General features: G+C 73.0%; 11 protein-coding genes. 6 read left to right on the forward strand and 5 right to left on the reverse strand.

The features are described from left to right. Nucleotides 1–217: 217 nt before the first annotated feature. The 4 genes from ACIBM5_RS24800 to ACIBM5_RS24815 all read left to right on the forward strand — a co-directional run bounded on the left by ACIBM5_RS24800 (nt 218) and on the right by ACIBM5_RS24815 (nt 6,278). Nucleotides 218–1,762, forward strand: a complete 1,545-nt coding sequence (locus ACIBM5_RS24800; protein ID WP_396008820.1) for an acyl-CoA carboxylase subunit beta — start codon at nt 218–220, stop codon at nt 1,760–1,762. A 9-nt stretch (nt 1,763–1,771) separates the two neighbouring features. Next, nucleotides 1,772–2,641: an AraC family transcriptional regulator gene (locus ACIBM5_RS24805; protein WP_396008821.1), complete on the forward strand. Its 870-nt coding sequence runs from the start codon at nt 1,772–1,774 to the stop codon at nt 2,639–2,641. 253 nt (nt 2,642–2,894) lie between these two features. Then, nucleotides 2,895–3,749: an NAD(P)H-binding protein gene (locus ACIBM5_RS24810; RefSeq protein WP_396008822.1), complete on the forward strand. Its 855-nt coding sequence runs from the start codon at nt 2,895–2,897 to the stop codon at nt 3,747–3,749. A gap of 1,011 nt (nt 3,750–4,760) precedes the next feature. Next, nucleotides 4,761–6,278, forward strand: a complete 1,518-nt coding sequence (locus ACIBM5_RS24815) for an RNA polymerase sigma factor (RefSeq protein ID WP_355548087.1) — start codon at nt 4,761–4,763, stop codon at nt 6,276–6,278. Between the two features lie 79 nt (nt 6,279–6,357). Here ACIBM5_RS24815 and aspS read toward each other — a convergent pair whose 3' ends face one another. Further along, complete coding sequence (gene aspS / locus ACIBM5_RS24820; RefSeq protein ID WP_396008823.1) at nt 6,358–7,665, reverse strand: aspartate--tRNA(Asn) ligase; 1,308 nt, start codon at nt 7,663–7,665, stop codon at nt 6,358–6,360. 354 nt (nt 7,666–8,019) lie between these two features. On the opposite strand from aspS, the gene ACIBM5_RS24825 reads away from it, so the two are divergent. Further along, the gene (locus ACIBM5_RS24825; protein WP_396008824.1) at nt 8,020–8,859 is read left to right on the forward strand and encodes an SAM-dependent methyltransferase; all 840 of its coding nucleotides are present in this window, start codon (nt 8,020–8,022) and stop codon (nt 8,857–8,859) included. 140 nt (nt 8,860–8,999) lie between these two features. On the opposite strand, the gene ACIBM5_RS24830 is transcribed toward ACIBM5_RS24825, so the two are convergent. Beyond that, entirely contained in the window at nt 9,000–10,493 is a 1,494-nt protein-coding gene (locus ACIBM5_RS24830) for an MFS transporter (protein ID WP_396008825.1), read from the reverse strand. Nucleotides 10,494–10,620: 127 nt separating this feature from the next. Here ACIBM5_RS24830 and ACIBM5_RS24835 point away from each other — a divergent pair, with 127 nt between their 5' ends. After that, nucleotides 10,621–12,120 (forward strand): PLP-dependent aminotransferase family protein, encoded by a 1,500-nt coding sequence (locus ACIBM5_RS24835; RefSeq protein ID WP_396008826.1) that lies wholly within the window; start codon nt 10,621–10,623, stop codon nt 12,118–12,120. Here ACIBM5_RS24835 and ACIBM5_RS24840 read toward each other — a convergent pair. From ACIBM5_RS24840 to ACIBM5_RS24850, 3 genes are read right to left on the reverse strand one after another with little or no spacing between them, the layout of a single operon-like run. Continuing rightward, nucleotides 12,104–13,117 (reverse strand): NAD(P)/FAD-dependent oxidoreductase, encoded by a 1,014-nt coding sequence (locus ACIBM5_RS24840; protein ID WP_396008827.1) that lies wholly within the window; start codon nt 13,115–13,117, stop codon nt 12,104–12,106. The genes ACIBM5_RS24835 and ACIBM5_RS24840 overlap by 17 nt on opposite strands. After that, entirely contained in the window at nt 13,114–13,632 is a 519-nt protein-coding gene (locus ACIBM5_RS24845) for an isoprenylcysteine carboxyl methyltransferase family protein (RefSeq protein WP_396008828.1), read from the reverse strand. Before ACIBM5_RS24845 ends, ACIBM5_RS24840 begins: the two co-directional genes overlap by 4 nt. Before the next feature lie 5 nt (nt 13,633–13,637). After that, on the reverse strand, nt 13,638–14,693 hold the full coding sequence (locus ACIBM5_RS24850) for a type III polyketide synthase (protein ID WP_396008829.1): 1,056 nt from the start codon (nt 14,691–14,693) through the stop codon (nt 13,638–13,640). Nucleotides 14,694–14,854 lie beyond the last annotated feature (161 nt).

Consider the following 14,854-nt stretch of genomic DNA (forward strand, 5'->3'; position numbering starts at 1 on the left):
CACCACCCGGGCCTCGGGCCGACTCCCCGACAGCTCTGTCACCCGCGCGCGGCCGGCGCTACATTGGCCCGGCTCACGCGGCGGCCCGCCTCCACCGGTGCGCCATGCGACACGCGTCCCTCGCCACGCGCCGCGCGGCGTCACGCACCACGCGCCACACGGCGCCGCACGGTCACGCGTCGCCCCGCGACGCTCGAACGACGGGGGATCCGTGCACATGGGAGGTCGTCCCGAGTCGGACAACCGAGCCGCCTGGCAGCCGCTGATCGCCGATCTCGAACAGCGTCGGACCGGGTCGCGGGCCATGGGCGGACCCGCGAAGGTCGCCCGCTACGCGGCGGCGGTCCCCGGTCGGCTGCCCGCCCGGGCCAGGATCGCCGCGCTCCTGGACGAGCACTCGTTCACCGAGATCGGCACGCTCGCCGGCGGCGCCGAGATCCCCTCCGACGCGTTCGTCGCCGGGTCCGGGCTGCTGGACGGCCGCCCGGTGTTCGTGGGTGCCGAGGACTTCACCGTCCAGGGCGGCTCGATCGGCCCGGGTGCCGCCGCGAAGCGGGCCCGGCTCGTGCGGCTGGCCGGCCAGGAACGCGCACCGCTGCTGACCCTGCTCGAAGGCGCCGGCCACCGCGCGGGCAACGCGCTCGCCGGGCACACCGCCACGCCCAACGACCTCCAGGCCCTGGTCGACCTCGCCGGCCTGGTCCCCACCGTCGCAATCGTGCACGGCCCCTCCGCCGGACACGGCGCGCTGACCGCACCGCTGTCCGACTTCGTGATCATGGTCGAGGGCACCGGCGCCCTGTTCACCGCCGGCCCGCCACTGGTCGCCGCCGCGACCGGCGAACGCGTCGACAAGCACACCCTCGGTGGCAGCCGGGTGCACTGCGTGGTCAGCGGCGTCGCGCACAACGCCGTCCCCGACGACGCGGCGGCGCTCCGGCTGGCCCGCCGATACCTCTCCTACTTCCCGTCCCACGCCTGGCAACTTCCGCCGTACGCGGGACCGGAGTCGGGCAACGCCGACGTCGGCCCGCGCCGCACCGAGGCGCTCCTGGACCTGATCCCGCCGGACGCGCGTCGCCCGTACGACATCAGGGCCGTGCTGACCGAGGTCTTCGACGCGGGCACGGTCCTGGAGTTGCAACCGGCACACGGCGCCTCCATCGTCACCGCGCTCGCCCGCCTCGGCGGCCACGCGGTCGCCGTACTGGCAAACCAGCCGGCGGTCCGGGCCGGCACCATCGACACCGACGCCGCCGACAAGGCCGCCCGCTTCGTCCGGATCGCGGGCGCGTTCCACCTCCCGGTGGTCTTCCTCGCCGACAACCCCGGCGTGCTGGCCGGCACCGCCGCCGAGCGGTCGGGCGTCCTGCGCGCGGCGGCTCGACTGTTCGCGGCCCAGCACCGCTTGCGGGTCCCGAAGCTGCACCTGACGCTCCGCAAGGCGTTCGGTTTCGGCAGCTCGGTGATGGCGATGAACCCGTTCGACGCGCAAACCGTCGCGTACGCGCTCCCGGGCGTCACCCTCGGCGGCATCCCGGCCGCCGCCGGCGCCGCCGCCGCGAAGCAGGACGCGGACACGGCACGCCGACTCACCGCGAACGAGGCGAGCGGCCCGTGGCGCTCGGCGAACGCGCTCTCCTACGACGACGTGATCGCGCCGACCGAGGTCCGCGACGCCCTGCTCGCCGGCCTGACCCGCGCCCGGGCCCGGCTGACCGGTCCGGTAGAGCCGGATCGGCGCCCCGACCTGCTGCCTTAGGCTCACCGCATGGACGGTTTGGGTGACCTGCTGCGCGGGATCAGGGCGGACGGCGCGCTGTTCGACCGACGGTTGTTGCCGCCGGAGGCATCCGCCGAGGTCGCCTCCGGCGCGCCGCTGACCCTGTACACGGTGATCCGGGGCAGCGGCCGGCTCGTCCCGGACGGCGGCCCGGCGCTGCCGCTGCGCCCGGGCGACACCGCCCTGGTCCGCGGCTGCCCCCCGGTCACGTTCGTCGCCGACGCCCAGCCGGATCGGGACGCGTCACCGAAGCCGAACCGGGACACGGACGCCACCACCGAACTGCTCTCCGGCGCCTACCGCGCACACGCCGACATCGGCCGCCGGTTGCCCGCCGCACTCCCCCAGGCCCTGCTCGTCCCGGACGACGAGGGCTGCGACGCGGTCCTGGGCTTCGTATCCGCCGAGGTCGCCGCCGACAAACCGGGCCAACAGTTCGTCCTGGACCGCCTGCTCGACTGGATGCTGGTCTGTACGCTCCGCGCCTGGTTCGACCGCCCCGAGGCACAACCGCCCGCGTGGTACCTGGCCCTGGCCGACCCGGTCGTGGGCGCCGCCCTGCGTGCGGTCCACGACGCACCGGCCCGGCCGTGGACGATCGCCGCCCTGGCCGCGGAGGCGGGCGTCTCGCGCACGTCGCTCGCCGAACGCTTCACCACCCGGGTCGGCAAGCCACCGCTCACCTACCTGACCGAGTGGCGGATGGCCCTGGCCGCCGACCTGCTCACCGAGCGGGACGCCACGGTCGCCGCCGTGGCCCGCCGGGTCGGCTACGCCGACCCGTTCGCGTTCAGCACCGCCTTCAAACGCGTCCGCGGCCTGAGCCCGACGGCCTACCGCAGCACCCGCGCGGCCTGACCAGGTCGGGCCCGGCTCGGCCACCCACCGACTGCGGTGTGACGGCCTGCGGCATGATCGGCTCCTTCGATCGCGATCGCGCGAATCCCACCCTGCCGAGTCCGGGCGCGGCGCGCGCACCGGTCTTGGACGAATGGGAACGTGCGCGCGCCGCGGACCCGCCGTGTCGAAGCGACGGCTGACCGGACGTACGCACATGTCCCCCGGTTTCTCGCCCATGGTCGCCCGGTCCGGCCGCGCCCAGGCTGGAGCCATGACAGAACCGACGCAGCACCCCATCCTCGTTCTCGGCGGCACCGGCAAGACCGGCAGCCGGGTGGTCGACGCGCTCCGCGCCCGAGGCGCCGCCGTGCGGCCGGCCTCGCGCTCCACCGAACACCACTTCGACTGGTCCGACGACTCCACGTGGGGCCCCGCGCTGGCCGGCGTCTCCGCGGTCTACCTGGTCCCGCTGGACGGCATGCCCACCGGCCCGGCCTTCGTCCGGCAGGCCGCCGCCGCCGGGGTCGAACGGATCGTCCTGCTCTCCGCGCGCGGCGTCGACACTCCCGGCTACTTCGCCGCCGACGACCCGGCCAACCAGGCGCGCCTGGAGCTCGAAGCGGCCGTCCGCGACAGTGGCGCCGAGTGGACGATCCTGCGCCCCGGCTGGTTCGCGCAGAACTTCAGCGAGGGCTTCTTCCGCGACGACATCCGATCCGGCGAGCTGTACCTGCCGGCCGGCACCGCCCCGGTGTCCTTCGTCGACACCGAGGACATCGCCGCCGTCGCGGTCGCGGCCCTGCTCGACCCCGGCCACGCGGGCCGGACCTACGAGCTCTCCGGCCCCCGCGCGGTGACCTTCGACGAGGCCCTCGCCGAGATCGCCGCCGCGACCGGCCATCGGGCCCGCTACATCCCGGTCGAGCCCGCCGCATACACCGCCGCGCTGGTCGACCAGGGCATGTCCGAACTCGACGCGGCCATCTGGACCTCGGCCCTGAACGGCATCCTGCGCGGTCTGGAGGCCAAGGTCTCCGACGGCATCCCGCGCGCCCTGGGTCGCCCCGGCCGCGACTTCACCGAGTTCGTCCGCACGGCGGCCCCCACCGGCGCCTGGACCGCCTGACCCGCCTGCCCCACCCCCCGGGCGGCCGACGACCCGATCGCCGGCCGCCCGCGGCACGATCCCGCCGAGCCCCGGCCCCGGCTTCCTTCGCCCGGCCGGCGCACCGGGCGCTCCAGCCCGTCGTAAAGCTTGGCGATGATCGAATTCGACAACGATTCACGGCGCGCATATCCGCCGCCGGTGCGGCCGCACGAACATCGACGCGTGACATCTCCCGCACCCGATCAATCCCGCGCGGCCGAATCCCGATCGATTTTGTCGAATCGATCCATTGCGATCGATCACCGGGCGCCGTGTCGATTGGCGAATACCCGGGGAATGATCTTTCCCGATTCGCCCCGCGCGCGATATTCCATCCGGCGCCGGCGAACATCGCAGACCGTCTTCACTCGGACGGCCGACAAAATCGCAAAACCCGGCCCCGGGATTTACCGACCACCCCGCCGGCCCGTCCATTACCGGTGCACCGGGCCCGAAGAATCCGCCCGCCGCTTTCCGGCCGACCCCCCGCCGCACCCGTGGCCGGTCCGCCCGAGCCGGCGGCGAGCGGGCCGCCGAGCGAGCGGCCGAGTCACATGCGGCACGGCGCGCCGGCCCGTCCCGTGCGTAACGCGGCGGAGGGCGGGCATTCTCAAGACAGGTTCAGGACCGTAGGACCGACGCCGGTGCCCGACCCCACCCGCACCCTCAGGAAAAATCCGACCCACTGCCACCGGCGCTCGGATACCGTCGATCCGCGGCCACGACGGCGGCGCCGACCCCGGAACCCAGGGGCCACCGGCGCGACCGTGCAGATCACCGGGCCGTCCCGCACACTGGGGAACCCACCGCTCGAAGCCGCTGCGGGCCGACGTGACCCAGGTCACGCTCGCGGGGGCGTAACACTTTTGCCGATCGGAGCGATGCCTTGAGTGGCGCCGGCAGCGCCGACGGGTCCGGTCCCGCGGATCCGTCATCGATTCGGTGTAGTTGCGGCGCCGCAGCATGCCCGCGTGAACCGAGAGGTTATTTGTGACCCCGAGCTCGTCCAGCACGCTTCCCAACAGAATCGCCGAATCGGAATCTCTGGTGGCGCTCATCGAGCGTGGCCGTGCCGAAGGATCGATTACCGGCGAGGACATACGCCGAGCCTTCGAAACCGATGCCATCCCTGCGACGCAGTGGAAGAGCATCCTCCGTAGCCTCAACGAGGTCCTCGATGAGGCCGGTGTGACGTTGACCGTCAACCCGGTCAAAGAGACCCAACGGAGAGACGTAGCCACAACTCGGCGATCTGTCAAGAAGACGCTATCCACGCGCTCAACCCGTGTCAAGAACACAGAGACCTTGCCCGCGCAAGTCACGCCCGCGGCAACGGAATCGGGAGAGTCCGTCGTGGAATCTGCTCCGAAGCCGAAGAAGGCTGCAGCCAAGAAGAAGACGGCGGCCAAGAAGACCACCACCGCCACCGAGACGACCGCCGTCGAGTCGCCCGCCCCCAAGGACGGCGACGAGGCACTGGTCGAGGAAGACCTGTTCGACGAGCCCGCCGAGGCCGCGGCCCCCGAGGTCGGACCCAGCGGCTTCGTCCTCACCACGGACGAGGACGACGCCCCGCAGCAGCAGGTGACCACACCGGGTGCCACCGCGGACCCGGTCAAGGACTACCTGCGGCTGATCGGCAAGGTCTCGCTGCTCAACGCCGAGCAGGAGGTGTCGATCGCCAAGCGCATCGAGGCCGGCCTGTTCGCGTTGGAGAAGCTGGACTCCGAGCCCGGCCTCACGCCGCAGTTCCGGCACGAGCTGGAGCTCGTCGCCGAGGACGGCAAGCGCGCCAAGAACCACCTCCTGGAGGCCAACCTCCGCCTGGTGGTCTCGTTGGCGAAGCGCTACACCGGCCGCGGCATGCTCTTCCTGGACCTGATCCAGGAGGGCAACGTCGGTCTCATTCGTGCGGTCGAGAAGTTCGACTACACGAAGGGCTTCAAGTTCTCCACCTATGCGACCTGGTGGATTCGTCAGGCGATCACCCGGGCCATGGCCGACCAGGCGCGGACCATCCGCATCCCGGTCCACATGGTCGAGGTGATCAACAAGCTGGCCCGCGTGCAGCGCCAGATGCTCCAGGACCTGGGCCGCGAGCCCACCCCGGAGGAGCTGGCCAAGGAGCTCGACATGACCCCGGAGAAGGTCGTCGAGGTGCAGAAGTACGGCCGCGAGCCGATCTCCCTGCACACCCCCCTCGGCGAGGAGGGCGACAGCGAGTTCGGTGACCTGATCGAGGACACCGAGGCGATCCGCCCGGCCGACGCGGTCAGCTTCACCCTGCTCCAGGAGCAGCTGCACTCGGTCCTGGACACCCTGGCCGAGCGCGAGGCCGGCGTGATCTCGATGCGTTTCGGGCTCACCGACGGTCAGCCCAAGACGCTCGACGAGATCGGCAAGGTCTACGGGGTCACCCGCGAGCGGATCCGCCAGATCGAGTCGAAGACCATGTCGAAGCTGCGCCACCCGTCCCGCTCCCAGGTGCTGCGCGACTACCTGGACTAGGCAGGACCCCGGGTACGGACGGACCGCCCCTCGGCGGCCTCCGTCCGTACCCGGCGCCACACCCCGGCCGTGCCGCCGGTCAAGGTGCCAGACGGTGCGGGCCGCGGAACAGGAACGTCGCGTCCCGGATCGAGGGCAGGTCCAGGAGCAGCATCAGCAGTCGGCTCAGCCCCAGGCCCAGGCCCCCGTGCGGCGGCATGCCGTAGCGGAAGCAGTCCAGGTAGGACGCGAGCGGTGCCGCGTCCATGCCCTTTTCCCGCAGTTGTGCGAGCAGCCGGTCGTGGCGGTGCTCGCGTTGCGCGCCCGTGGTGATCTCGACGCCCTTCCAGAGCAGGTCGAAGCTCTCCGTGACGGTGGGGTCGTCGTCCGGGCGCAGATGGTAGAACGGCCGGATCCCGGCCGGGAAGCGGGTCACGAAGACGAACTCGTGTCCGGTCTCCGCCGCGATCAGGGCGGACAGCGCCCGTTCGCCCTCGGGGTCCAGGTCGACCCTGGTGCCCGCCGGGTCCCAGCCCCGGGCACGCAGTCGGGCGAGCGCATCGGCCATGGTGATCCGTGGGAACGGCCGCTCCGGGACGGTGACCTCGACGCCGAGCAGCTCCTCGATCGTCGCGCCGTGTTCGGCTCGGACGTCGGCCAGTACCGCCCGCAGCAGTCGCTCCTCGAAGGCCATCACGTCCTCGACGCCGTCGATCCAGGCGAGTTCGGCGTCGACGCCGGTGAACTCGGTGGCGTGTCGGGAGGTGTACGACGGTTCGGCACGAAAGACCGGGCCGATCTCGAAGACCCTGTCGATGCCCGCCGCGATGGCCATCTGCTTGTAGAACTGCGGCGATTGGGCCAGGTAGGCGGGGCGGCCGAAGTAGTCGACGGTGAACACCTCGGCACCGGATTCGGACGCCGTGCCCATCAGCTTGGGCGTGTGCAGCTCGGTGAAGCCCTCGGCCGCGGTGACCCGGCGCATCGCCTGCTCGGCGGTGGTCTGTACGTCCAGGACCAGTCGCCGGTCGGGGCGGCGCAGGTCCAGGAAGCGCCAGTCGAGGCGGCGGTCGGGGCCGGTGTGTGCGTCGATCGGCAGGCCGGGTTCGGCGGCCGAGAGGATCTCGACCCGTTCCGGCAGCAGTTCCAGGCCACCCAGGCGGACCGTCTCGTTGGCCACCACCCTGCCGGTGATCCGTACCGCCGATTCGACGGTGATCCGCTCGAACGCGGCCTCGATCGGGTCGTCGGCGCCGGCGCGGGCGTGCGCGGCCTGGACCCGGCCGGTGTGGTCGCGGAGCACGACGAACTGCATGCGGCGCTGCAACCGGAGCGTATCGATCCAGCCGTGCACGGTGACCCGCTCGCCCAGATGCTCGGACAGGTCGCGGACGAGGGTGCGCGGCATGGCGGCAACTCCCTTGGTTGCGGGCGCGTTGGTCGCGCCGGGTACGGCGGGTGGTAGACGGCCACCCGAGGAGATCGTCAGCGTAGGTGGCCTGGTCGGCGGTGTCGCCGGATTTAGCGACGGCCGGGGACGCGGGAGGGCCGGTCCGCCTGCGCCGGGTCTGCCGGGCCGCGGCCGGCGATTCAGGCCGGTGCAGATAACCGGCAGGGCCGTACATCACCCGACTTGTCCGTTCGCATGATCGCGAACTGCCTTCGACGGCACGGCAATTGATCACGGGGGGCGTTACCTGCGGTTTACCATCGGCGGTGTGCCGCACCCACCCCCGATCGGCGGCCCCGAGGTGTTGAGATCATGTCCGAGAACGCTGGAGACCGAGTGTGGTCGACCGAGCCCGCCGGCGAGCGACCGCCCGCCGGCATCGACGTCAACGTGCCGAGCGTCGCGCGCATCTACGACTACCTGATCGGCGGCAAGGACAACTACGCCGCCGATCGTGCCGTGGCCCGGAAGTTGATCGAGGTGGCGCCCGACCTCGAACACGACGCCGGCGCGCATCGCCGGATCCTGCACCGCGGCGTGCGTTTCCTGGTCGAGCAGGGCATCCGGCAGTTCGTCGACATCGGGTCCGGGTTGCCGACCGCGCAGAACACCCACCAGGTCGCCCAGGCGGTGGCGCCGGAGGCCACCGTGGTCTACGTGGACAACGACCCGATCGTGCTCGCGCACGGTCGTGCGCTGCTCGCCGAGAACGAGCGGACCACGGTGATCACCGCCGACCTGCGCGAGCCCGAGTCGATCCTGAAGAACCCGGACGTGCTGCGCCTGATCGACTTCGATCGGCCGGTCGCGCTGATGTTGCTCGGGGTGATCCACCACATCAACGACGACGAGGATCCGGCCGGGTTGTTGCGCACCTACCTCGACGCGTTGCCGTCCGGGAGTTGGCTGTTCCTGACCCACTTCCTGCGCAGCGGCCCGGAGTCGGAGCGGATGGAGCAGGTGATGCAGGGCTCGCACAAGAGCGGGCGCTTCCGCGAGCGCGCGGAGATCGCGGCCTACCTGGACGGTCTGGAGCCGGCCGAGCCGGGCCTGGTCTACATCGACCTGTGGCGCCCGGAGGAGCCGGTGGACGAGGCGAGCCTGTCGGTCACCCAGCGCCTGGTCCTGGGGGCGGTGGCCCGCAAGCCGTAGCGGGTCCGGCGCCTGTCTTCGATCCCGCGTCGGCAGGCCCCGGCGGTCTGCGGACGACGCGATACGGCCCGCAGGCGGTTCGCGCGTGCGAACCGCCTGCGGGCCGTGGGGTCGGGGTGGGGCGGGCGAGCCGCCTGCGGTCACCGGGTGGCCGGGATCATCGCCGCCGCTTCGGTGGTCGGGGTGCCGGCCGCGACCGGCTCCGCGGCCGAGGTGCCGCGGGCGAAGCGCAGCGCCACCAGTGCGGTCGCGCCGACACCCGCGCCGGCGATCAGCACCGCCGTACGCAGCCCGGCCGGCGTGGACGCGTGGGCGTTGGCCACCGCGACCAGGATCGCCAGGCCCACCGCGCCGCCGATCTGTTGGGCGGTGGAGGCCATGCCGGACGCGATGCCCTGCTCGTGCCCGGCCACGCCGACCGCGGCCGCGCCGAACATCAGCGTGTAGCCGGCGCCCTGGCCCAGACCCAGGATGACGAAGCCGGGGACCATGGACGGGTACGAGGCGGCGGCGGACATCGACAGGCCGACCACGACGGTGCCCGCCGCGCCGACGAGCAGGCTCGCGATCATCGCGGCGCGCGTTCCGAAGCGGGTCGCCGCCCGGCCGCCGAGCAGCGAGCCCGCGGTGATCGCGAGCATCGGGACCAGGTAGGCCAGGCCGGTCTCCAGCGCGGTGTAGCCCTTGACCTCCTGGAAGTACACGGTGAGGAAGTAGGCGAGTGTGCCGATCGTCGCCATGTAGAGGAAGGTGACCGCCATGCCGGTGTTCAGGTTGCGACCGCGCAGCAGGCGCAGCGGCATCAGCGGGTCCGGGCTGCGGCGCTCGATGGACAGGAAGGCGCCGATCAGGACCACCCCGAAGGCGACGCTCGCCAGGATCGGCGCGGAGGTCCAGCCCGACTCGGGGGCCTGGACGAACGCGAACACGATCGCGATGGTGCCCACGGTCGAGGTGAGCGCGCCGGCCAGGTCGAAGCGGCGGTCCGCGCGCCGGGCGCCGTCCGCGGGGATCAGCCGCAGTGCGGTCAGCGCCGCGGCGCCGGCGAGCGGGACGTTGACGTAGAAGACCGCCTGCCAGCCCAGGAATTGGGTCAGTACCCCGCCGAGCAGCGAGCCCACGATCATCCCGCTGCCGCCCGCCGCGCCCCACACCGCGAACGCCCGGTTGCGCTCCCTGCCCTCGGCGAACAGGGTGCCGACCAGGGTCAGCGTCGCGGGGAACAGGAAGGCCCCGCCCACACCCTGCACGGCGCGGGCCGCGATCAGCAGCCCGGGACTGCCGGCGAGCCCGCCGGCCAGCGAGGAACCCGCGTACAGCGCCAGGCCCAGGACGAACATCCGGCGTGGTCCGTACAGGTCGCAGGCCCGGCCGCCGAGCAGCAGCAGGCCGCCGAACGCGACGGCGTAGGCACTGACCACCCATTGCAGGCTCTGCGCGGTGAAGCCGAGGCCGTCGCCGATCTCGGGCAGTGCGACGTAGACGATGTTGTAGTCGACGGAGATGATCAACTGGGCGAAGGCGAGCAGGGCCAGGACCAGCGCGGACCGACGGGCGCCGGTGCCGGTGGTCTTCGCGTCGGTACCGGTGCCGGTGCCGCCGGCGGTCCCGCCTCGGGTGGTGGTGATGCTCATCGGTGTCCCCGCTCGTCCGTGCCGACGCGCTCGGCGACGCCGATCGCGATTCGGTTCGAGATGTGGTGCGCGCTGCTCATGACAACTAATCTAGGCGGGCAAACGACCGGGTATAGGGTTCATTTCCATGTCGGAAATCGAGGTCAATTCGGCCCGCTGGATCGGCCGTGACCTGCATCTGGAGCTGTCCGGTACGGGTAGTCGGCGGGCCGTGCTGATCCGCGCCATCCGCGAGGCGATCCGGACCGGTCGGCTGGCTCCGGACACGCCGCTGCCGCCGTACCGGTCGCTCGCGGTCGATCTGGGCATCGCCCGGAACACGGTCGCCGACGCGTATGCCGAGCTGGTCGCGGAGGGCTGGCTGACGGCGCGTCAGGGCTCCGGGACCCGAGTCGCGCGACGGGCCGAACCGCTCGCCGCGCCGCGCCGCCGGGTCCGAACCGGGCTGCCGGCACGGCCCGCCGGGGCAACGCACAATCTGCGCCAGGGGCAGCCGGACGCGGCGTCCTTCCCGCGTACCGCGTGGGCCGCGTCCGCCCGGCGGGCGCTGAACGCCGCGCCGAACGAGGCGTTCGGGCCGGGCGATCCGCAGGGGCGTCCGGAGTTGCGGCTCGCGTTGACCGACTACCTCGCGCGGGTGCGCGGGGTGCGCACCCACCCGGACCGGATCGTGATCTGCTCGGGCTTCGCGCACGCGTTGCGGCTGCTGTTCGCCGGCGTGTTGCGCGGGCCGGCCGCCGTGGAGTCGTACGGGCTGGCCTTCCATCGTTCGATCCTGGCCGCCGCGTCGATCCGGACGCTGCCCCTGGGCATCGACGAACACGGCGCCGACACCGACGCGTTGGCCGCCCTGCCGAGCGCCCGCGTGGCGGTGCTGACGCCGGCTCACCAGTTCCCCACCGGCGGGCCGCTGTCGCCCGAGCGGCGGCTCGCGGTGCTGGACTGGGCGCGAGCGCGGGGCGGGTTGGTGCTGGAGGACGACTACGACGGCGAGTTCCGCTACGACCGGCGTCCGGTCGGCGCGGTCCAGGGCATGGATCCGGACCGGGTGGTGTACGTGGGCTCGGTCAGCAAGAGCCTGTCCCCGGCGATCCGGCTCGGCTGGATGGTGCTCCCCGAACACCTGGTGGACGACGTCCTGGCGGTGAAGGGCGTGCGCGAGGCATGGGCCGGCGTCACCGATCAGCTCACCCTCGCCGACTTCATCGAGGGCGGCCACTACGACCGGCACATCCGCCGGATGCGCCGGCGCTACCGCGACCGGCGCGACCACCTGCTCGCCGCGTTGGCCGAACACGCCCCGCACGTCGTCGCGACCGGCATCGCCGCCGGCCTGCACGCCGTGCTGCGGCTGCCGGGCGGCAGCGAACCCGCCACGGTCGAGGCCGCCGCCCGCCAGGGCCTGACCCTGGACGGCCTCGCCGACTTCCGCCACCCGGACGCGACGGGCCCGGCCCCGGACGGCCTGGTGGTCGGATACGCGACTCCCCCGGACCACTCGTACCCGGCGGCGGTCGAGGCGCTGTGCCGCTCGCTGCGGGCGGCGGCGCAGAAGCAGGCCCGGCCTGCCCGGCCCGCGGTGGGCTCGGCCGACCCGGGCCCGACACGGCCTAAGCCAGCGCGTTGACGATCGTGCCGAACACCGTCGGCAGGCGGTGGGCCGCGGGGACGATCAGGCGGGCCGTGTGCGGGCGGGCGCGGGCGGTGAGGAGGGTTTCGGTGAGGACCCGGTGCCGGCGGGACAGCCGGCGCCAGTCGGCTTCGTAGCGCTCGGGGCAACCCGCGACGAGGGCGGCGACCAGGGCCCGGGCCGAGGCCAGGGCCAGCGCGATGCCCTCGCCGGTGAGCGCGTCGGTGTAGCCGGCCGCGTCGCCGACCAGCAGGACGCGACCCTCGACCCGGGTACGAACTCGACGGCGCAGCGGCCCCGCGCCGCGCACGTCGCCGGCCGCCGCGCCCGCCAGCCGGGCCCGCAGTGCGGGGAACGCGGCCAGGTGCTCGTCGTAGGGCCGCCCGCGCGGGCCCAGGACCGCGACGCCGACCAGGTCCGGCCCGACCGGCGTCACGTACGCCTCGCCGTGCGGCGACCAGTGCACCTCGACGAAGTCGGTCCACGGCTCGACCGCGAAGTGCCGGCGCAGTCCGTATCGCCGAGCGCGCCGATCCGGCGGCGGCGGCCCCAGGGCGGCCCGGATCGGCGAGTGCAGGCCGTCCGCCGCGACCAGCCAGTGTGCGGTCAGTCCGGCGGCGGTCACCCCGTGTGCGTCCTGGTGCACGGCGCCGACCCGGCCGACCCGGTGCTCGACCCCGAGTACGCGCGCCCGTTCGTACAGCGCGGTGTGCAGCGTGGTGCGCCGGACGCCCAGCCCCGGCCCGGCCCGGAACCGGGCCTCGACCGCGTGTCGGGCGTCCAGGTACCGGATTCCGGCCAACGGCCGTCCGGCGGGCGTGATGCCCAGTCGGGCGAGCGCGGTCACGCCCGTGGGCATCAGTCCCTCGCCGCAGGCCTTGTCCACCGGCGCCGGCCGCGGCTCCACCACCACCACGCGCAGCCCCGCGAGCGCACCGTGGATCGCGGTCGCCAGGCCGGCCGGCCCGCCGCCCGCGACGAGCAGGTCGATCACGCGGTCGCCGCCGACAGCGCGGCCGACTCGCAGCGGATCCGGACCACCATCAGCGCGGCGTTGAGCACGGTGAAGGTGAGCGCGGTGACCCACGCGCCGTGTACGAGGGGCAGCGCCAGGCCCTCGACCGCGACCGCGACGTAGTTCGGGTGCCGCAGCCAGGTCAGCCGGTACGGCCCGCTGCGCACCAGTGGCAGCCCCGGCACGACCACCACCTGAGTGTTCCAGCGCGGACCGAGCGCGATGATGCACCACCAGCGCAGCGCCTGCGCGGCAACCACGAGGACGACCATGGTCCAGCCGAACCAGGGCACGAACGGCCGCTCGCCCGCCCACACTTCGAGCACGCACGCGGCCAACAGGCCGACGTGCAGCACGACCATCGGCGGATAGTGCCGCCGGCCGCTGACCACGCCGCCCCGGGCCAGGCTCCAGGCCAGGTTGCGGCGGGCCACCACCAACTCGGCGAGGCGTTCGAGGGCGACCAGGCCCACCAGGACGAAGTACCAGTACATCGCGCCTACCACTCCACGAGGACGAGTTCGGAGCAGAACCCGGGGCCCATCGCGATCATCAGGCCCGGTGTACCGGGTTCGGGTCGGGCGGCGATCGTGTCGCGCAGCACGTGCAGCACCGAGGTGGACGACAGGTTTCCCGTCGCGGCCAGCGAACGCCACGTCAGATCGAGGGCGCCGGCCGGGAGTTGGAGCGTCTCGGCGACGGCTTCGAGCACCTTGGGGCCGCCCGGGTGGCACACCCACGCGGTGATGTCGGCCGGGCTCAGGTCGTGTTCGGCGAGGAAGGATCGCACGTCGCCGGCCAGGTACTCGCGGACCACGTCGGGGACGTTCGGGCCCAGCACGATCCGGAACCCGGAGCCGCCCACGTCCCAGCCCATCACCCGGGCCGAGTCCGGATACATGCGACTGCGGCCGGCCACCACTCTGGGGCCGCGCCCCGGCCCGGTGCGTGCGTCCCCGCAGGCGACCACCGCCGCCGCGCCGTCGCCGAACAGGGCGCCCGCGACCAGGTTGGCGATCGAGGCGTCGGCGCGTTGGAGGGTGAGCGAGCACAGTTCGACCGAGACCAGCAGCGCGACGTGCTCGGGCCATCCGCGCAGGTAGTCGTGCACCCGGGCGATCCCGGCGGCGCCCGCGACGCAGCCCAGGCCGAACACCGGCAGCCGTTTGACGTCGGGGCGCAGGCCGAGCCGGCCGACCAGGCGGGCGTCGATCGAGGGCACCGCGAGGCCGGTCACCGTGGTGAACATGATCAGGTCCACGTCGAGCGCGCTCAGCCCGGCGGCGCCGAGGGCGGACTCGATCGCCTCGGCCGCGAGGTCGACGGCGACGTCCAGGTAGGCGTCGTTGGCCGCGCCGAAGTCGTCCAGCTTGGCGTAGTGGTCCAGGGGCAGCGCCAGATGGCGGGTGTCCACCCGGGCGCTCGCGTGCAGCCGGTCCAGGACGCGGCGATCGGCGCCGATTGGCAGACACAGCCCCGCGAACGCCTCGGTGATCTCGGCTTGTGGATATCGGTGCGGCGGCAGAGCACCACGGACGGCGGCGATGCGGGTCACGGCGAACCCCCGGCTGGGTGAGGCGACGGGAATGCTGGACGGCGAACGGGTGTGGCTGCTGGGGCGGTTGCGCCGAACGGGTGCGGGAACGCTGGAACAGTGCCCAGCGGGAACACCGAACCCACGTCGTTTGCCCGCGCACACGCCCCGCATGCGCCCGT

This window comes from Embleya sp. NPDC050493 (assembly GCF_044458105.1).
Classification (GTDB): Bacteria; Actinomycetota; Actinomycetes; order Streptomycetales; family Streptomycetaceae; genus Embleya.